The sequence below is a fragment of the Acinetobacter puyangensis genome (assembly GCF_900096995.1).
Classification (GTDB): Bacteria; Pseudomonadota; Gammaproteobacteria; order Pseudomonadales; family Moraxellaceae; genus Acinetobacter; species Acinetobacter puyangensis.
Genome location: NZ_OANT01000002.1, coordinates 130,194 through 149,855, shown reverse-complemented (window position 1 = coordinate 149,855; position 19,662 = coordinate 130,194). Strand labels below are relative to the sequence as shown.

The following is a 19,662-nucleotide window of genomic DNA, read 5'->3' as shown; positions in this document are numbered from 1 at the left end:
GGCCTAGTTAAAATAATTCAGCGGTAGTTTTAAGTAACGAATCCCATTACTTTCAGGTTCCGGAAAGCGTCCGGCATCCATATTGATTTGAATTGAAGGCAAAATTAATTTTGGCATATCAAGTGTGGCATCCCGTTGTTGCCGCATTGCAACAAACTGTTGTTTTTGAATCCCTTGATGAATATGAATATTATTGTTTTTCTGGGTTTTAATATCCGTCTGACAACAATACTGTTCACGCCCTTCTGGTAAATAGTCATGACATAAATACATACGCGTGGCATCAGGCAATTCAAATATTTTTTGTACAGAATCATAAAGCTGTGCTGCACTGCCTTTTGGGAAATCACAACGAGCTGTACCATAGTCCGGCATAAACAAGGTATCCCCGACAAAAACTGCATCGCCAATCACATAACTTAAACAGGCAGGCGTATGCCCAGGTGTGGGAATATTATAGGCAATCATTTCGCCAATTTTAAATTGTTCATAATCTTTAAATAAATAATCAAAACCATGATGCGCTTTTAAAGCTGCCAGATTGACATGATAAATTTCGGCAAAAGTCTCTTGTACCACAGCAATGTTATGACTCATGGCAATCTGGCCACCCAATTTAGATTTTAAATATTGTGAGGCAGTGAGATGGTCGGCATGCACATGGGTTTCCAGAATCCATTGTACGTTCAACTTTTGGGTATGAATAAAGGCAATAATCTCATCAGCATGTGTGGTTTTTGTGGTTGCCGATGCCGCATCATAATTTAAAACACTGTCGATAATGGCACAGTATTGGCTTGCCGGATCAATCACCACATAGCTATAGGTATTGGTGTCCTCATCAAAAAAATCTTTAACAATCGGCTGTGCATGCATATTATTGCCCTCTTGCAATACGGGCATACAACCGCATACCAATCAGCATTGCAATAATAAAATATAAAGATTGAAAATGGCCTAAGCCGATCAAAGTCAGAGCTGGTGCAGGACAAATACCCGCAATTCCCCAACCAATGCCAAACAAGGCACTCCCCACCAATAATTTTTTATCGATATTTTGCTTGTCGGGTAACTGTATTTTCTCATTAAAACATGTTTTGGCTTGCGGGTTTCTTACCACTTTTTGAAAAGGGATAAAGGCAATCAAAATTGCGCCTGCCATAACGAATGCCAGACTCGCATCCCAATCACCCAAAATATCCAGAAAATTTAATACTTTCTCAGGATTAGACATACCTGAAATTATTAAGCCTAAAGCAAATATCGCTCCGAAGATAAACGCTGCGAAATTTTTCATGCATTATCCCCCGATTACATGGCGTATCACAAACACAGTGATAAACCCAAATAGCATAAAGCTCAATGTTGCGACCATCGAACGTTTAGATAAACGGCTGATACCACAAATCCCGTGTCCACTGGTACAACCACTGCCCATTCGGGTACCTATTCCGACCAGCAAGCCGGCAATAACCAATAATAAAGGTGATTGTTTGATCTCAATATCAGGCGTGATAAACATGCGGTAAAAAAATGGTGTAATCAATAAGCCCATTAAAAAATATAAAGCAGGCGTGGTGAAAATTGTTTGTTTATCGAGAACCTGAGCAATGAGTCCACTAATCCCTGCAATTCGCCCATTTACATATAAATAGCCCACGACACTTAAACCAAGCATCGTACCGCCAATGAATGCCAGCAGGAAATCGTGCATGCTATTGCTCCTTGGTTTTTATCTTTCATTTTCATTGTTACAATTTTATATTAAATATTATATAATTTTATATATTAATCAATGTCTATTTTAAGGGATTTGTATTGCAAATGCTTCCATCAGAAAAACAGATGCAAATTGACTTTAACAAAATTAACATCGTGACAGACTGCCTAAAAGTGTTGTCCAATCCTGACCGTTTAAAAATCTTATGCGTACTGATTAATGGTGAAATCAATGTACATAACATCGAAAAGATGACCGATATTCATCAGCCCACATTATCGCAACAACTTACTGTGCTCAGAAAATCCAATCTGGTTGAAACACGACGCGATGGCAAACAGATTTTTTATCAGATTAGCGATGAAAAAGTTTTGGTCATTATGCAAACCTTATATGGTTTATATTGTCAGTGATGCATTCCAAGCGTGAATCCACCACCCGATAGAGCTGCCAAAAATAATCACAGCATGCCAATTGACCGAAAAAAAGCCGCATATTGTTCTGCTTTTTTATCTAGAGCCAACGGATAGGCTCTTGATGAGGACGGCATGCGATGCAAGAAGATTTCCTGACCATTGATCCATGTGCGACTACTGTGCTGTAAGGTAGGTTTAACCGTGTCTTCAGTTAAAACCGTCATCAATGTATCGGTAGCTTTGTCACCTGTGGTCATAATATGCCGGCATAAGGGAATGTGCTGCAACAAGTGCGGAATATCTGTTGCCTTTTCGATCTGTAAAAACTGATCTGAAGCATTGCCTTTTAGACGTACAATCTGCTCAGCAGTATCATAGATTGCAATTCCCTGTTCATTTAAAAATGCCTGTATTAAAGATAAATTAAAATTTTTCGCAGCATGATCAATGAAATAATCTTTGTTTTGAAAAAAGATTAAACCGAGAATACGCCACATATCATTTTGAAAATTTGGATAGTAAAAATCCATTTTCCAACGTTGTTTGGGTGGTGGAAAACTTCCTAACATCAAAAGCTTGGCATTTTGAGGCAAAAAAGGGGCTAAGGGATGTTGTTCTATCTCTGGCGTCATCAATTCTTCCCTTGGGCAAACATGAAAAAAATAAACAGAACATAGGTTATATCATCAAGCCAAGTATAAGCCAGTGCAAATCATGAAAAACCAACTGCTTCATTGTTGTGCAATCCTAGCTTTTATTCTGTTGTCGTGCATCAAAAAAGTTCTTCTATCCTTGTAGTTCCCCTCTCCAATTTAACTTTTTAATAATTATACTTTACATTTTTAATAATTTAAATTTACCTTTTTAATATAATAACTTTACATTATTAATTAATTAAAATTACATTTTTAATTTATATAGTTTACTTTTTTAATAATAAAACATTACTTTTTTAATTTAATTAATTTACGTTTTTAATTTAATTAATTTACATTTTTAATAAATACACCTTACGTTTTTAATCATTTAATTTTACGTTTTTAATATTTTAAATTTATATTTTTTACTTTTATTATTTACTTTTTAATACAACTACCTCTACATTTTTTAGGCTATATCATGCCTCATTGACTGCATATTTCAGGCGCAATTAGCCATAAAAACGGCCTTTTCGACGGCGCAAGCCCAAAACATGTATCGCACGTACCAGTACTGCATAGGACACTTCATAACCAAATTCCTGTTCAAATAATACAACCAAATCACTGATATTTTTAAATTTTATATTTTTAACAAATTTTTCAAATGCGTACCAGTCCTTGATATGGGTAGATGCACCGCGTTTTTTTGCAGGTTTGGGATGCAAATCTCCGGTTTCTTCTTCAAGCTTGATCCATGCATCCAGTGTCACTCTGGAAATATCAAACTGTTTGCATACCGCAACTTTATAATCTGTTTCTTTATATGCTTTAATTGCCGCACGTCTAATTTCAATTGGATATTTCGCCATCTTTCTACCTCACTTTAAAATTTAAATAAAAACTATATATGGCACACTTGTTGCAAACTGCATTTGCATATTAATAGATATTGGGTTAAATTAAAATGCACGATAATGATATTCAGCGTAAAAAACTATCATTATGGCAAGTATTGATTATTGGTATCGCATATATGACGCCAATGACGGTATTTGATACCTTCGGTATTGTTTCTGGCATCACGAATGGTCGTGTACCTCTAGCCTACTTGCTCGCACTGGTGGCTATGTTACTCACCGCCTTTAGTTATGCCCGATTCAGTCGTTTTTCTGCCAAACCGGGTTCTGCCTATACTTATACCACTGATAGTTGTGGTACAAATGCCGGATTCATGGTGGGTTGGTGCGCATTACTGGATTATATTTTGTTACCCCTTATTAATGCATTATTGATTGCAATCTATCTGGAAGCACTTTTCCCCAGCATACCCTATTGGGCTTGGGTGTTGATTGCCACATCGGTAGTGACGCTGATCAATTGCTTTAGAATCCACATTCTTGCCAATATTAGCCTGATTTTTGTGCTGGCTCCAACACTCCTGATGATGGTATTTGTCTATCTGGTGATTAAAGGCATAGGCACAAGTCAAGGCTATGAACATGTATTGACTGTCACACCTTTGATCAATGGTGATCACTCGATTGCCCCACTGGTTGCAGGTGCATCTATTCTCTGCTTTTCCTATCTAGGTTTTGATGCCGTCACCACCATGTCGCATGAAACCAAAGACCCGCAAAAAACCATTCCACGGGCAGTTATTTTAACCACCCTGATTGGCGGCTGCATCTTTTTTACCGCTTCATGGTTTATCCAACTCTATTTTCCCAATAATCTGCGCTTCAATAATCCATCGGAAGCATTACCAGAAATCGTTTTATATGTTGGTGGCGTGTTTTTCCAGTCAGTATTTTTATGCGGACAAATCATGAATACCTTTGCTTCTGGACTAGCAACCCACGCCAGTGCCTCACGCCTTATGCATATTATGGGACGCGATAATATTTTTCCAAAAGCGATTTTCGGACAAACCAGTCGAAGATTTGGAACACCAATTTATTCAGTATTGGTCATTGGTTTAATTTCCTGTCTGGCGATTTTCCTGAGTCTGGATACTGTAGTCAGCCTGATTAGCTTTGGTGCCCTGATCGCCTTTACCGCAGTAAATTTCTCAGTCTTTATGTTTTTTTATATCAAACAAAAGCAAAGATATGGCATCAAAAATATTTTTCTTAATCTGATTGTACCGTGGTTATCTGTACTCACTATTGTGTGTTTATGGTTCAACCTTGATGCAGCCGCATTACAGTTTGGTTTTATCTGGCTGACTTTTGGTCTGGCTTTATTTATCTATAAAAAGCTGACAAAACAGAATATTACCATCAATGAAGCATGTTAATGAATTGATTATTTCTATCGGAGTATTGCAATGCAAACTATAAATAAACCTGTCATTCTAGATGATGTTGAGTTTAGAAACAGTATCCACAACAAGATGGATAAAGAGTGGAATTGGGTCAATCCACAACGGGCAGAACTGGATAATCCAGCCAATTACTACGAAAGCTCGCTACAGGAATGGCATTGCTTTGACACATTATCGCATGATCTGGAATGTGATGTGGTAGTCATTGGCGGAGGCTTGCTGGGTTCCTCCACAGCATTGCATCTCTCGGAACAAGGCGTGGACACCATTTTAGTCGAAAAGAACCGGATTGGCAGTGCCGCTTCGGGACGTAATGGCGGTCAACTGACGCCGGGGCTTGCGCGCTGGGAAGCAGAAGAAATGATTCAGCATTTCAGCACTGAAGATGCAAAAAAACTGTGGCATTTCACCTCGACAGAAGCCATGTCTTTAATTGATGAGATCATCGAAAAATACGACTTATCCTTACAACGTAAAAAAGGTCATATTACTGCGGCAGTGCATGAAGGTCATTTAATTGGTTTAACCCAAGGTGCGGATGCACGCAAATTTTTAGGTGAAGCTCATACCCAGATTGTTGGTAAACACGAATTACAAGGCTACCTCAATTCAGATTGCTATTTTGGTGGTTTGATTGACCATCTTGGCGGTCAGATTCATCCGCTCGCCCTTACCCGTGGCTTAATTTATGGCTTCTGTAAAAATGGCGGACAGGTCTATGAACAAACAGAAGTAACTGAAATTGAGGAAACTGCCGATGGTATTTATGTCAAGACAGCACAAGGTGTAATTAAAGCGCGCAAAAGTGTAGTGATTGCAGTGCATCATGCCTCTTTTAAATTACTGTCTTCAAACACACAAACCACCATTCCATTCTTTACCTATGTCAGTACCACTGCGCCTTTGGAAGTAGATTTAAAAGAACTTATTCCATCTGATTTTCCGGTATACGACACCCAATTCCAGATTGATTACTATCGTGGTGTTTCTAACAATCGCTTATTATTTGGCGGACAAGGTACAGGCAGTTGTTGGAATCCAGAAAAAACCTATCAATATTTACTGGGCCGGATTAATCATGTTTTCCCACAACTTAAGTCAGTAGAACTGGATTTTGTCTGGAGTGGAGAAACAGATTTAACCTATAACGGCGCTGTTGACAGTCGTAAATCAGGTGAAAAATTTCCAATTTATGCGGTTCATGGCTGGAGTGGTCATGGTGTCGCGCAAACTGTGCGGATCGGTAAAGCCATTTCCGATGATTTTATCGGGCACTCAGACGACTTTGAAATGCTGACCAAAATTCCCCACAAAGATATCCTGCTCGGACGGGAACTTGCCCCAATGGCGATTCCAATTGCCAAAGGTGCTTATGGCCTTGGTGCATGGATTAATCCGGGAAAAATGGTATCGTTCTAATTTATTAAATTAGCAGTCAGATCACTTTATTCCTCAACATAAAGTGATCTGATTAATATCTTTGCTAAGTAAAAATAATTTCAACGACAACCGAACTTAGGCATATTTATACAGACTAAAATATGCCTTTTATTTAAAAACCGAGAAGCCCTAGTTAAATAACCACTGCGTGACTTTGTCTTGATCTGCAACCGATAATTTAACTGTATGCAATACATACTCCTGTGGTTCAAGATCAAAAACCATTAATTCATCTCGACGGAAAACATGACATGACATGGCATTTTTTTCTTTGGCCTTGGCTTGCCACAGATTATTTGTAATGCGAATGTCGTCCAATGCAATGACAATATCATGTGCGGATAAACCGGCTTGTGCTGCACTGGAATCTCTAAATACTTGTTGGATCAATAAACCTTCCGGTTTTTCCTGTACTTTCGCACCAAATGGCAATGTTTTTTCGGTTTGTAATTCATACTCTATACCAAACTCTGCCAAAACCTGATCAAGTGGTAAATCATCGGTACTATGAATCAAATAACTCAAACGATCAGTCCAGTCCTGCCCGGTCAGGGTTTTACATAATTCAAAAATCGTCTGCTCATGTACTTGAATCCCGGCCTGTGTATTGGCATATAATTTTTGCATCAAGGCATCCAGACTCGAGCCATGACTGCGTAATCCCAGATCCAGACATAGCGCCACCAATGCTCCTTTATTATAGTAGCTGGTCCCGGCATTGTTGGAGTTTTCATCCTGACGATAAAATTTGATCCACGCATCAAAACTTGATTCACTCACCGACTGAATTTTACGTCCAGGATTTTGTAAATAACGATTAATTTGATCCGTTAATAAAGTGAGATAATCCTGCTGTGAAATGACGCCACTTCTGGCCAGAATCAAATCATCATAATAAGAGGTAAAGCCTTCAAAAATCCACAGTAAGCTGGTATAGCCTTCCTCATGCAAATTCGGATTAACAAAATTTTCCGGGCGAATAAATCTTACCAACCAAGAGTGAAAATATTCATGACTACATAGCCCCAAATAACGTTGATAGTTTTTGCTTGGTTCAGATTTTTCATCGGCTTTAGGCAAATCATCACGCGGACAAATCAAACTGGTACTTTCGCAGTGTTCCAGTCCACCATATAAACTGCCTGTCGCCATGGTTAAAAAGGTATAATGCTGAAATGGCGCAGACCCAAACATCTGTATTTCAGTGCGACATATTTTTTCGATATCTTGTTGTAAACGCGCCAGATTGGCATGATGACGACCCGAAATCACAAAATCATGTGCAATGCCTTCTGCATCAAAACTAAAACGATCCTGTACTGCCAACTCAAACGGGCTATCGATCAATTGTGCATAATCTTTTGCCTTGAGATTAAAACGACCTTTGACTAGCGATTTTGCAGGCAAGGCCCCTGCATAGGTAAAATGATGCAAAGCTTGCGGTACAAATAATTCCAGTTCATGCGCGATATCCTCCTGATCAGTCAGGCCCATACAGACAGTGGTTGGATTAACATATACACGACTTTGATCGATATAACTGCCACGCACGGATAAATCATAGGCATAGACTTTATATTCGACCGTAATCAGCTCATGATCATTATTAAATAATTGCCATTTATTTTTATGCGTTTTGGCAATTTTTAACTGGCGTCCAGATTCATCGAATGCCTGCACACTTTCAATATGTTTGGCAAATTCACGCATCAGATAACTGCCGGGAATCCATGAGGCCAACCACAGTTGCTGCTGTGGATTGGCGAGAAAACGGATCGTTACATGAATTAAATGCTGAGAGAAATCATCAAATTCGAGCTGATAATGAATCATCTATAGTGGTCCTCATACGAATTTGCATAGTGTAGCATTTGTTTTCACCCGACTCTAATCCCGACCAATTGAAATATTTGCCACACATCACATCTCCTCTAAAACCATAGCTTTCCGACATATTTTAATGACATTTTCCTTTGTATGATTTCTCTACAAAACTGCCAGATTTTAGTAGCAGTTCTGCCTAAAACAGTCTAGCATCTACGCCTTATGTTTCATGCTTAATCTAGGTTTGCCGTGTTCCGTCTTTGCCACTTTGTTTTTGTTGTTTTATTCAGCAGTATCAGCAGCGTTAGTTTTGCTCAAGTCCTGAGCATTGATCCCCAGACGGTAGAAGCCAAAGCATGGGTGATCCTTGATCCGCAATCGCACCAAGTCATTGCATCGTATAATGAAAATGAACATCGGGCGCCAGCTTCACTAACCAAAATGATGGTCGGTTATCTGTCACTTCAGGCAGTTGAACAAGGCAAGTTAAATCTTGAACAAATTGTCACTGTTCCAGAGATAGTGACCACTGTAAAAAGCGATGAGTCCCGTTTAAAACTGCATCCGGGCGAGCAAATCTCGGTACAGGCGTTAATCTCGGGTTTGATTATTATGTCTGCCAATGATGCAGCCCTGACACTGGCCACGTTAATTTCGGGTGATATTCCGCAATTTTTACAACTGATGAATCACACGGCTCAACAATTAGGTATGCACAATACCCAGTTTGATAATCCATCGGGGATTACCATGCAGAATCATTATGCATCTGCATTTGATCTTGCCTTATTATCACAGGCAATTGTTAAAAACACACCGGAATATCTTAATTATTCCAAACAACAAGAATTTGGCTATAAAGATATTCATCATCACGCTACTAATATTCTACTGAAAAAAGACCCTTCTGTTGATGGTCTAAAAACAGGTTATACCGAAGCTGCCGGATATAATCTGGCGTTAACTGCGAATCGTCTTGATCCCAACACCAATGAATATCGACGTTTAATTGTGGTGGTGATGGGAACGGCCTCCAAGCAAAAACGTGCCGATGTTGCCTATAGATTGATGAATATTGCCTATAATTACACACAGACCAAACAGTTATTTCGCCATGATCAGATCATTGCCGATATTCCAGTGATTGGTGGGCAAAAACCTATATATAAAATTAACTTACCACAAAGTAACAGTTACCACACCCTAAGCCTATTAACAGACGATATGCTGTTAAATGCTCAGCAATTTGATAACACATCTCAACGTTTTATCCTGCAAAAAAGTCCTTTAGACGTTTTGGAGCCACTTAAACAACCGCAACACATGGCATTTAGCATTCAACTATTACAGCAACAATTGGATGCGCCTTTGATTCGTGCAGCCATGCCTTTGGCAAAAATAAATGTAACACAATTTGAAAAAACCATTCATGAAGTGGATATTGTTCAGGACGTAGAACTCAATCAAGCCAGTTGGTGGCATAGATTGGCCGCGTGGATTAAAAGCTGGATTCAATTAATTCAAGGACATAGCATCAAAGCTGTGATTTACCCGATTAATACCCCATAAGTTATTCTGAGCAAATGACAACCTACCTTTTACATGCCATGATATTGCTAATCTTGACTAAAATAATAGGAATTAAATATCATGGCACAAAAGCATCGCATCGTGATTGTCGGTGGTGGAGCTGGCGGTCTCGAACTTGCTACTCAACTTGGACAACGTATTGGTAAAAAAAGACATATCCAGATTACACTGGTAGATGCAACACTTACCCATATCTGGAAACCTTTATTACATGAGATTGCCGCTGGAACCTTAAATGGTGCCAGTGAAGAAATTAATTATTTTGCGCACGCCAAAAAAAATCACTACAAATTCCAGCTCGGTTCTCTACAAGATATTGATCGGGAAAATCAGGAAATTATTCTGGCACCGCTTGTTCAGGGAGAAATCCAACTTGCCGATCAACGCCGAATTGCTTACGACACATTGGTGATTGCCATTGGTTCAACCTCCAACGATTTCGGTACGCCGGGCGCCAAAGAAAACTGTCATTTTCTCGACAATCGGGCACAGGCAGATATTTTCCAGCGTGATCTGCTCAATCTTTATTTACAAGCGCATGCCCAACCTCGTGAAAAACCGCTGAATATCACCATTATTGGTGCAGGTGCAACAGGCGTAGAACTGGCTGCGGAATTATATCAGGCAGCACAGGACTTTCATCATTATGGACTCGATGGCATTGATCCAAGTAAAGTAAAAATCAATGTAATTGAAGCCGCTGAGCGTATTTTACCGGCCCTGTCTGAAAAGGTGGCCACAGGTGCATTACAACAATTACATAAATACGGTGTTCATGTGTATACACAGCATAAAGTCGAAAAAATTGATGCAGAGCGAGTCTATTGTCAAGATGGAAAAACCTTTGATTCCAATCTAAAAGTCTGGGCGGCAGGCATTAAAGCACCTGCTGTCACACAAAATTTTGGTTTAAGTCTGGATCGTATCGGACGCATCAAAGTTTATGCGACATTACAAAGTATTGATGATCCCAAGATATTTGCTTTTGGCGACTGTGCACATTGTCAACCCGTCGCCAAACAACCTGTATTGGCACCGCGGGCACAGGTCGCCAGTCAACAGGCGGCTTTCCTGATTGATGCCATCACGGCAAGATTAAAAGACAAACCCTTACCCATGTTTAAATTTACTGATCGAGGTTCATTGGTATCACTGACACAAAATACGGCTATCGGCGAATTATTGGGCAATATTCACGTTGAAGGTTTGATGGCAAAAACCATGTATCATTCACTCTACCGTGTTCATCAGGCGGCAGTTTTGGGTTATACCCGTACCAGTTTAAGAGCAGCCAGAGATTTATTTGGTAAAGGGACTACCCCGTTAATTAAACTACATTAAAAATATCGTTACAATTGTAGAAAGACATCACGCTCAAGTGATGTTTTTTTACACTTATTTGCATTAAAGCATGCTTCTTTGTGTAAATCCCCTCCCATTTTTCTCATATTCTCTTTATTATATGTTGTTTTACAACTCACGATTGGATAGATCGATAATGACAGCTATTGCAAATGACCACGTAGTAAAATTTAACTACACACTAACCAATGGTGAAGGTCAAATTCTTGATAAATCAGAAGGTCAGCCGCTTGCTTATCTACATGGTGCGAGTAACATTATTCCAGGTCTGGAAAATGCTTTAACAGGTAAAACAACTGGCGAGAAATTGACAGTAAATGTCCCTGCTGCCGAAGGTTATGGCGAATATCACGCAGAACTAGTACAAGAAGTTCCACGTCAAATGTTCCAAGGTGTTGATAACATTCAAGCAGGTATGCAGTTCCAGGCACAAACTGAAGATGGTGTACAAATCGTTACCGTTAAAGATGTTCAAGAGGAAAATGTTATCATTGATGGTAACCATCCGCTTGCTGGCCAAGACTTAACCTTTGATGTTGAAATCGTTGAAGTTCGCCCTGCGACTCAAGAAGAATTAGATCATGGTCATGTCCATGGTGCAGATGGTCATCACCATTAATTCTTGCTAGCCTAAAAAACGAGACGATCCTGTCTCGTTTTTTATTGTCTTAAGTTCAAGGCTCAATCAAAAATTGATCAAAAAATATAATAACCAAATCATAATCAAAAACTTTAAAATTTACTTTGCTTTTATAGAAAACTACGCTATAGCTTATATTGAAATAATATAAGTCATGGGAGAGACATAAATGCTGACCGTCGCACATGTATTACAAGAGAAAAAAGAACATACCATCTATACCATATCACCAGATGCAACCGTACTCGAAGCAATCAGCTTAATGGCAGACAAAGGGATTGGCGCCCTCGTCGTGACGGAACAGGAAAATGTCATGGGCATTGTATCCGAACGTGACTATGCGCGAAAGGTCGCACTGATGGAGCGCTCTTCATATGACACCAGTGTTTCCGATATTATGACGCACAAAGTCATCACGGTAGAACCAAAAAATACCGTAGATGAATGTCTAAAGTTGATGACCAATCGGCATTTACGCCATTTACCTGTACTTGAAAATGGTAAATTGATTGGGCTGGTTTCAATCGGCGATCTGGTCAAAGGTATTATTCAGGAACAACAAAATCTGATAGAACAACTGCAAAACTATATTAGTCATTAATCACTTTAAATTTCTAATATTTTTATTTTTTTAATAAAAATGCATTGAATGTTTCATCAATGCATTTTTGAGTATTTTATTAAATTACTTTTGTACAGATGCTTCAGTGGTAATATTTACAGTGATTTTGTCACCAACATTCGGCACATAATTACCAATACCAAAAGCAGAACGATCAAATGTTGTGGTCGCATTAAAACCTACAGTTGCAAGTTTAGACATTGGATGGATACCCAATTTATTTAAAGTTGCATCTAACACCACAGGCTTAGTCACACCTTTAACGGTCAAATCACCCGTAATTTTGAAATGTTTTTTATCTTTGGTTTCAACTTTGGTACTTTTAAACGTGATATTTGGAAACTTTGCTGCATTAAACCAAGCTTCTTCCTGAAATTCCTGATCCAGTGCTTTTACATTGGTATTGACACTACTAATCGGAATGATGACATCGACCGAAGATTTTGCCGGATTTGTTTCATCTACTTTAATCACACCCTGAATATCGCTAAAGTTTGCGCTAGGTGTAGAAAATCCAAAATGATTCCATGAAAATACAGTGGCGGTATGTGTTGGATCAATTTTATAATCTACGGGTGCTGCCAGTGCGAAATTAGACCCTACAGCAACCAATAAACCTAAAGATAACGCTTTTAAACCCTTCATTTTTTCACTCAACTTAAATTAATTTTGATCTGTTAATTGTAGTTAAACTATATGCTAAATATTAGCCGATGTTCAATACACTCTGTTTTATTTTTGCAACATCAAAATTTTTTTAATCAAAACCAAATAGCTTTGACTGACTTTATTCACACTACAAAATTAGCCTTTCTAGCCATAAAAAAGTCCTTAATTTTTTTAAATCAGTTATTGTATCAATCGGCAACACCCTTATAAAATTATAAGTAACATATTTATTTTAAATAATATTTTTTAAAATTAGTCTATGAATTAATCAAACCTTTGTCATCTAACTGTCATCATTTTTTCATGTCAATGTCATATTGATTGCTGATACTGCTTAGCAAGTTCGTAAGCTTATGTAAAATTATGTTGCATAAGATAATCGAGAAATAAAGTGATTAGGTAAGACCTAAATTTTGGAGAATATTTCAATGAAAAAATTGCTTCTCGCTACCGCAGTTGCAACATTATGTGTAAGTACTGCCCAAGCAGCACCAACACTTTATGGTAAATTAAATCTTACTTTAGACCAAATTGATAATAGTGATTATGCTGGTAATAATGTAACCAAAGTAAACTCAAATGCTTCACGTATTGGTGTAAAAGGCGAAGAGAAGCTAACTGATAACCTTTCGGTTGTCTATTTGGCCGAGTGGCAAATTGCTGCTGATGATGGCAGTACTGACTTAACCCAACGTAATCGTTTCTTAGGTTTAAAATTTGCTAATGTTGGTACGTTAAAAGTTGGTAAATACGATTCCTATCTTAAAACTGCAGCAGGAAGCAATCAGGATATCTTCAACGATCACAATGAACTTGATATGACTGCAATTCTTGCAGGTGAAGATCGTTTGGGCAATGTCATTGGTTTTGAAACTGATAAAAAATTATTAGGTGGTTTGCAATTTAGTATTTTAGCGCAACAAGGTGAAGATAGTTCAACAGATAATGCTTCTAAAGGTCAAAAAGGCAAACGTGATGGCCTAGGCGATGGTATCTCTACCTCTGTGAGCTATGAAAATAAAGATATTGGTGTTGCAGTTGCACTTGCTGGTAACTTTGGTGTCGCAACAAAATATAATGCAGCAGGTTTATCTGGTATTTATACCGATGCTTATCGTCTAACAGGTTCTTATGACTTTAGCAATGTTGGTGTTAAAGGTCTTGTACTTGGTGGCCTGTGGCAAAATGCTCAACCAACTGATGATACTGTTACAGATAATAAAGGTTTAGAAGAAAGTGCTTATGGTATTACTGCTGCCTATGCAATCCCGACCACACCATGGAAAGTAAAAGCAGAATATATTTCTGCTGAAACTTCACGTGATGGCGTGTCAGATCGTACTATCGATCAATATGGCGTAGGCGTAGACTATAGCCTGAATAAACAAACTCGTGTTTATGGTGTTCTTGCTCAACAGAAAAAAGACTGGTTAGTATCTGATGACAAGAAAACTGTATTTGGTTTAGGTATGGAATATAACTTCTAATCCTGACCTTTTAGTTTTGTTCTGAAGGCCTTAGTCACATGACTGGGGTTTTTCTTTTATAGCAAAACACATAAAAAAAGCCTTATATTAAATAAGGCTTTCTCAAAACATGCTATTAATTTTTATTTCTTTAGAAATCCAGACACCAGATTCAATACATTTTGAATATCACTATCCGCTTCCTGTTGATTACTTTGCTCACCCTTTGGTGTCAAAGAATCAATCACCTGAGGTAAAGCGGCAGCAATGGCAGCATAGATATTCTGGGTAGGCACATTGGTTTCTTCTGCAACTTTTACAACGTCTTGTTCATCAAACAACTGTTGAACTTGTTGCTGCGGAATCGGTGCATTCTCCGGTGCTTCTGGACTGACCCAAGATTGTACCTGGCCACCTAAACCAGCTTGTTGCAGCTTAGATAAAGCACCTTGTAAGCCGCCTTGCTTTTGAATCCATGCCAGAATAATCGGTAATACTGCAACCAGCAATGCCGACGTACCACCACCCGATGCTGCTGTATTACTACGACCACCCTGCTGACCTAACTGGCCCAGCACCGAACCGAGAATGCCGCCCAGACCGGATTGTGATGATGCATTACTATTATTGGTATTACTGCTTTGGTTATTACCCTGATTAATGACCTGTCCTAAAACCGAACCTAAAATTCCACCCAGACCGGAACCGGATGGCTGCGATTGATTCTGCTGGTTGGATTGCCCACCCAGTGCTTGTTTTGCCAAAACTTCAACTAAATCTGATAAATTAGACATTTTCATTCCCATCGTTGTTATCTTCACATTACAACCCTAGTCGATCAATAATGCAATTAAATACTGTAAGCAAGTATAAAAATGAAATGCGGAGAAAATCAGAAGAAAATATTATAAAATTTACCAGCGGTATTTATCCCAGTTTTCCGGATTGGCCCAAAATTTTGAATTAAACCAGTCAGGCACATGCTTATAGGTCAGAATATTAAATTGCCAAATCTGTACCGGGCTATTTTCCGGAACAGCTTCCAATAGCTGATTAAAACCCAAAGCACGTAATTGTTTTTCCAGACGAAGATCCGCTAATACAATAATTTTTTTGGCAAACAAATCCCTTAACCGAACTAAGGCATGGTCAATCGTTATGGCATTATCCGGCTGAATATTTTCCTGTTTGATCAAATTAACAACTGCAAGATCGTAGCGCTGGGCAAATGGCAGATTTAACACCTGCTTTAAGCTACAATATTGCCATTGTCCCTCCCAATTTGACTGCGGTTCGATATCAATTGTCATCGCTGTATTCACTTTTTCTTCTGCGAGCAATTGCAGCAAGAATGGGATAAAATCGAAATCCGCCATGTTTGAAATCCTTAAAAGTCGAGCAAAGCAATGGAATATAAAGGCATTTGTCATAAAATGCAGGCACTGGTTAGTCCTGTACCCACGCAAACGAACGCCACTCCTAGCCATGTTGAGTATAAATTTGTTTTAGATCAATTCAATACCGATTTGATGCATTTAATTGGTGAAAACATACAATTAGAATGGACTGGTCGTATTTTCTGCGTTTCTTGTGGTGCCAAAACACCAAAGTCATATTCTCAAGGGCATTGTTTTAAATGTTTTAAAACCAAAGCCGAGTGTGATATGTGTATTTTAAAACCGGAAACCTGCCATTATCATCTTGGTACCTGTCGCGAAGAAAGTTTTGCACAAAATGTCTGCTTTCAGCCACACATTGTTTATCTTGCCAACTCCAGTGCCTTAAAAGTCGGCATCACCCGGATTGTCAACATGCCGACACGTTGGCTGGATCAGGGCGCCACGCAGGCACTACCAATCATGAAAGTTGGTTCCCGTCGTATGTCCGGTTATGTCGAGGTTTTGCTGGCAGAAATGATTTCGGATAAAACCGATTGGCGCAAACTTCTTAAAGGCGAAGCAGAACCACTGGATTTGCAGGAAGAAAAAGAGCAGTTGCTGGATCAATTTCATATGGAACTGGCAGGACTGGCCAATGAATTTCCAGATGATGAATTAAATTTTCTGGATGCAGAGCCGCACGAATTTATTTATCCGGTCAATCAATATCCTGTGAAAATTACTAGCCATAATCTGGATAAAACGCCAATCATTCAGGGAAAATTACAGGGTATTAAAGGACAATATCTGATTATGGATACCGGTGTGATTAATATCCGTAAATATTCAGGCTATGAACTGATTTTACGGACTTGATTCACAAATCAGCCTCATATAATTAGACTATTTAAACGATAAATAGTCTATCCTTCCATTGAAAACATTGCCCTTCTTCTTTTTTAATCTATTACTCACTGCTCTACCCCTTGCATCAAAATACAAGATATAAACTTTCCAATCATCGCACAAACGTACAATACAAATTAATTACCGTTGTTTATTTTGACTTTCCAAAATTAGTCAAATTCAAACAGGTTATTTATGGAAATCTTTCTCTATACCCTAAGTGTGATGTACAGCCCTGGCCCGGTCAATTTTATGGGTTTAAATGCAGGGTTAACCGGTCAATTCTCAAGAACATTTGGTTTTTTCATAGGCGTTGGCTGTTCAATGCTAGTTTTATTTATTATTTTTGGTTATGTGGGAGAGGCGGTCCTCCCACATGATTATTTACATTTTGTTGCACTTCTTGGTGCGTTATATGTCTTTTATCTTGCTTACAAAATGATCTCCTCCAATTTGGATTTGAAAGCTACACAACACAAGAAAACTCTTAATTTTTGGGATGGTTTTTTAATTCAAACCTTAAATCCGAAAGCAATATTAGTGATCTTACCGGTTACCACCATTATGTTTCCAACTGCGCATATTACAGGTAGTATGATTTTAATGATTTCATTTCTTATCTCTCTTGGCGCAGCAGGCGCACCATTCCTTTACGCATTTGCTGGCACGCAACTTCATCAGAAAATCACCAATCCCATCTGGTTCAATCGTATTAATACATACATGGGGCTTTTACTGATTATTTCAGGAATATTTATGCTGCATGATTTCTTAAAAGGTATGCACTTTCTTTAATCAATATAAAAATTAACCGTTAGACCAAAAAATTATTGTTTTACAACATGCATTTGTTTCCAGCGCGCAGGCGTTATACCAAAAGCTCTGGTAAAATGCCGCGTCATGTGACTCTGATCAAAAAAGCCAGCAATCATGGCAGCTTCAATCACAGACTTACCATGAACCAAACATGACTTCACAATATCTAACTTACGCATGATCATATAACGATGTGGGCTTGTTCCAAATAACATTCTAAAATCACGGCAAAGGCTCCAACGATCTCTCCCTGTGTTCTGTTCAAGATGATCTAGCGCAATATCCTGATCAAGCGAGGCATGAATAAATTCTCTTGCTCTTTCGGCAGCTATATAATCATAACGATGTCGATGTTGACGATTTTCTCCTGCCACTTCATACATCGTTGTTGCCAAATCATATAATGCATCCTCTTCTTCCAGCGTATCCAGCGCATAGTCCATCTTCTGCAACAATGTATTGGTGGCATGAAATAACCGAACATCATGACTAATACCCTGTTTAAAAAAGGGTAAGGGTTTACCTTTCATAATTTTCTGAATAAGGGCAGGTTCAACATACACCATACGATATCTGAATCCTTCTTGCGTACCCGCTTCACCATCGTGTTCTTCATCCGGATGCAAAATCATCGTCATTCCGAGCTGACTATGCCGGACTGCACCACGATAATGAAAACTTTGCACACCGTATAAAGTACGCCCTATAGCAAAAGTGTCATGGCGATGAGGTTGATAAGCATGATTGGAAAAAAAAGCCTCTATTCTTTCTAATTGACTGTGATCATTTGATGCCCTTACGATCCAATCCGAATGCGTTGATACATCAGTCATAGTATAAGCTGATACTGTATATAAATTAAGCCCATTATCAGTTCACAAAATATTTCGGTTGTGCACCATTTAATTTTAAAACCAGATTTTCATAGGCCAGTTTATTCATGGCATAACGCGTCGCCTGAGTTGCAGAACCAATATGTGGGGTAACTACAATATTGTTTAACTCAAACAATGGTGATTCGGTTAATGGTTCTTTCTCAAATACATCCAGCCCTGCTGCAAAAATTTTTTTCTGCTTTAAAGCCTGATATAAGGCATGCTCATCAATCACTGCACCACGAGAAATATTGACCAAAACTGCATGAGATTGCATCAGCGCAACCTCTTGAGTCGAAATCAGATGTCGGGTTTGTGCATTTAAATCGACGGCAACCACCACAAAGTCGGATTGGGTAAGTAATTCCTGCAAACTTAAAAACTGTGCTTTAAATGCATCGGCAACTTCGATTTTTTCACGACGTCCATGATAGACAATATTCATATTAAAGCCATAATAAGCACGACGGGCAATGGCAGCACCAATATGACCCAGACCAATAATGCCCAGTGTTTTATTATGAATATCCATACCAAACTGTGCTGGCGCAACAGTGCGTTGCCATTGTCCCTGTCTGGTCCATTGGTCCAGTTCGGCAATACGGCGAGCTGCACTCATCAATAAGCCAAAAGCAGTATCCGCTGTGGTTTCGGTAAGCACATGTGGTGTATGTGCCAGTGTAATGCCTCGTTCTTTTAGATAGGCCAGATCATAATTATCATAACCGACACTGACGCTGGAAATAATCTCTAAATGCTGGGCGGTCTCAAGCTGGGCTTGTCCCAATATTCGTCCGGCACCGATCATGCCATGTGCATCCACAACTGCATCACGAATTTGCTGGTTTACATCACCCAGTTGATCACTTAATTTGGGATCGATTTTCACCACATCAAATTGTTGTTTGAGTTTTTCTTCAAACTCCGGAAAAATCTGGCTAAAAATAACAACTTTCTTTTTCATGGCAGTACT

The 19,662-nt window shown here is 38.8% G+C and carries 21 protein-coding genes; 10 read left to right on the top strand and 11 right to left on the bottom strand.

Annotated features, from left to right (window positions below; translation table 11 throughout):
• Positions 1 to 3: 3 nt before the first annotated feature.
• The 3 genes from CRO21_RS05120 to CRO21_RS05110 are packed head-to-tail and all read right to left on the bottom strand — an operon-like array spanning position 4 to position 1,714.
• Positions 4 to 876: an MBL fold metallo-hydrolase gene (locus CRO21_RS05120; RefSeq protein WP_097078264.1), complete on the bottom strand. Its 873-nt coding sequence runs from the start codon at positions 874 to 876 to the stop codon at positions 4 to 6.
• A gap of 1 nt (position 877) precedes the next feature.
• Positions 878 to 1,297: a DUF6691 family protein gene (locus CRO21_RS05115; RefSeq protein ID WP_097078263.1), complete on the bottom strand. Its 420-nt coding sequence runs from the start codon at positions 1,295 to 1,297 to the stop codon at positions 878 to 880.
• Positions 1,298 to 1,300: 3 nt separating this feature from the next.
• Positions 1,301 to 1,714: a YeeE/YedE family protein gene (locus tag CRO21_RS05110; protein WP_087620701.1), complete on the bottom strand. Its 414-nt coding sequence runs from the start codon at positions 1,712 to 1,714 to the stop codon at positions 1,301 to 1,303.
• Positions 1,715 to 1,824: 110 nt separating this feature from the next.
• Here CRO21_RS05110 and CRO21_RS05105 point away from each other — a divergent pair, with 110 nt between their 5' ends.
• The gene (locus CRO21_RS05105) at positions 1,825 to 2,133 is read left to right on the top strand and encodes an ArsR/SmtB family transcription factor (protein WP_097078262.1); all 309 of its coding nucleotides are present in this window, start codon (positions 1,825 to 1,827) and stop codon (positions 2,131 to 2,133) included.
• Positions 2,134 to 2,180: 47 nt separating this feature from the next.
• Here the strand turns inward: CRO21_RS05105 and CRO21_RS05100 are convergent, their stop codons facing one another.
• Both CRO21_RS05100 and CRO21_RS05095 read right to left on the bottom strand, forming a co-directional pair.
• Positions 2,181 to 2,768, bottom strand: a complete 588-nt coding sequence (locus tag CRO21_RS05100) for a uracil-DNA glycosylase family protein (RefSeq protein ID WP_097078261.1) — start codon at positions 2,766 to 2,768, stop codon at positions 2,181 to 2,183.
• Positions 2,769 to 3,286: 518 nt separating this feature from the next.
• Positions 3,287 to 3,646, bottom strand: a complete 360-nt coding sequence (locus tag CRO21_RS05095) for a helix-turn-helix domain-containing protein (RefSeq protein ID WP_097078260.1) — start codon at positions 3,644 to 3,646, stop codon at positions 3,287 to 3,289.
• Between the two features lie 95 nt (positions 3,647 to 3,741).
• On the opposite strand from CRO21_RS05095, the gene CRO21_RS05090 reads away from it, so the two are divergent.
• Both CRO21_RS05090 and CRO21_RS05085 read left to right on the top strand, forming a co-directional pair.
• Positions 3,742 to 5,073 (top strand): APC family permease, encoded by a 1,332-nt coding sequence (locus CRO21_RS05090; RefSeq protein ID WP_097078259.1) that lies wholly within the window; start codon positions 3,742 to 3,744, stop codon positions 5,071 to 5,073.
• A gap of 30 nt (positions 5,074 to 5,103) precedes the next feature.
• Entirely contained in the window at positions 5,104 to 6,519 is a 1,416-nt protein-coding gene (locus CRO21_RS05085; RefSeq protein WP_097078258.1) for an NAD(P)/FAD-dependent oxidoreductase, read from the top strand.
• Positions 6,520 to 6,669: 150 nt separating this feature from the next.
• On the opposite strand, the gene CRO21_RS05080 is transcribed toward CRO21_RS05085, so the two are convergent.
• A complete protein-coding gene (locus CRO21_RS05080; protein WP_097078257.1) occupies positions 6,670 to 8,373 on the bottom strand; it encodes a M61 family metallopeptidase in 1,704 nt (567 codons plus the stop codon).
• A 240-nt stretch (positions 8,374 to 8,613) separates the two neighbouring features.
• On the opposite strand from CRO21_RS05080, the gene CRO21_RS05075 reads away from it, so the two are divergent.
• The 4 genes from CRO21_RS05075 (at position 8,614) to CRO21_RS05060 (ending at position 12,557) form a co-directional block, all read left to right on the top strand.
• Complete coding sequence (locus CRO21_RS05075; protein ID WP_141398113.1) at positions 8,614 to 9,933, top strand: D-alanyl-D-alanine carboxypeptidase family protein; 1,320 nt, start codon at positions 8,614 to 8,616, stop codon at positions 9,931 to 9,933.
• 81 nt (positions 9,934 to 10,014) lie between these two features.
• Positions 10,015 to 11,295: an NAD(P)/FAD-dependent oxidoreductase gene (locus CRO21_RS05070; RefSeq protein WP_097078256.1), complete on the top strand. Its 1,281-nt coding sequence runs from the start codon at positions 10,015 to 10,017 to the stop codon at positions 11,293 to 11,295.
• Between the two features lie 157 nt (positions 11,296 to 11,452).
• Positions 11,453 to 11,935, top strand: a complete 483-nt coding sequence (locus tag CRO21_RS05065; RefSeq protein ID WP_097078255.1) for an FKBP-type peptidyl-prolyl cis-trans isomerase — start codon at positions 11,453 to 11,455, stop codon at positions 11,933 to 11,935.
• A 190-nt stretch (positions 11,936 to 12,125) separates the two neighbouring features.
• A complete protein-coding gene (locus tag CRO21_RS05060) occupies positions 12,126 to 12,557 on the top strand; it encodes a CBS domain-containing protein (protein ID WP_097078254.1) in 432 nt (143 codons plus the stop codon).
• Positions 12,558 to 12,641: 84 nt separating this feature from the next.
• Here the strand turns inward: CRO21_RS05060 and CRO21_RS05055 are convergent, their stop codons facing one another.
• On the bottom strand, positions 12,642 to 13,223 hold the full coding sequence (locus CRO21_RS05055; protein ID WP_097078253.1) for a YceI family protein: 582 nt from the start codon (positions 13,221 to 13,223) through the stop codon (positions 12,642 to 12,644).
• 452 nt (positions 13,224 to 13,675) lie between these two features.
• On the opposite strand from CRO21_RS05055, the gene CRO21_RS05050 reads away from it, so the two are divergent.
• A complete protein-coding gene (locus CRO21_RS05050) occupies positions 13,676 to 14,734 on the top strand; it encodes a porin (protein ID WP_097078252.1) in 1,059 nt (352 codons plus the stop codon).
• Positions 14,735 to 14,856: 122 nt separating this feature from the next.
• Here the strand turns inward: CRO21_RS05050 and CRO21_RS05045 are convergent, their stop codons facing one another.
• Positions 14,857 to 15,507 carry a YidB family protein gene (locus CRO21_RS05045; RefSeq protein ID WP_097078251.1) on the bottom strand — a complete coding sequence of 217 codons (651 nt, stop codon included), beginning with the start codon at positions 15,505 to 15,507 and terminating at the stop codon, positions 14,857 to 14,859.
• Positions 15,508 to 15,627: 120 nt separating this feature from the next.
• Entirely contained in the window at positions 15,628 to 16,089 is a 462-nt protein-coding gene (locus CRO21_RS05040; protein ID WP_097078250.1) for a DUF6231 family protein, read from the bottom strand.
• Positions 16,090 to 16,119: 30 nt separating this feature from the next.
• Between CRO21_RS05040 and CRO21_RS05035 the strand changes: the two genes are divergently transcribed.
• Positions 16,120 to 16,968, top strand: coding sequence for a DUF2797 domain-containing protein (locus CRO21_RS05035; RefSeq protein WP_087620716.1), 849 nt, complete (start codon positions 16,120 to 16,122; stop codon positions 16,966 to 16,968).
• A 225-nt stretch (positions 16,969 to 17,193) separates the two neighbouring features.
• On the top strand, positions 17,194 to 17,793 hold the full coding sequence (locus tag CRO21_RS05030; RefSeq protein WP_097078249.1) for a LysE family translocator: 600 nt from the start codon (positions 17,194 to 17,196) through the stop codon (positions 17,791 to 17,793).
• Positions 17,794 to 17,825: 32 nt separating this feature from the next.
• On the opposite strand, the gene CRO21_RS05025 is transcribed toward CRO21_RS05030, so the two are convergent.
• Together CRO21_RS05025 and CRO21_RS05020 are read right to left on the bottom strand one after the other, a co-directional pair.
• Complete coding sequence (locus tag CRO21_RS05025) at positions 17,826 to 18,647, bottom strand: AraC family transcriptional regulator (RefSeq protein WP_097078248.1); 822 nt, start codon at positions 18,645 to 18,647, stop codon at positions 17,826 to 17,828.
• Positions 18,648 to 18,684: 37 nt separating this feature from the next.
• Positions 18,685 to 19,653, bottom strand: a complete 969-nt coding sequence (locus CRO21_RS05020; protein WP_097078247.1) for a 2-hydroxyacid dehydrogenase — start codon at positions 19,651 to 19,653, stop codon at positions 18,685 to 18,687.
• Positions 19,654 to 19,662: the final 9 nt, after the last annotated feature.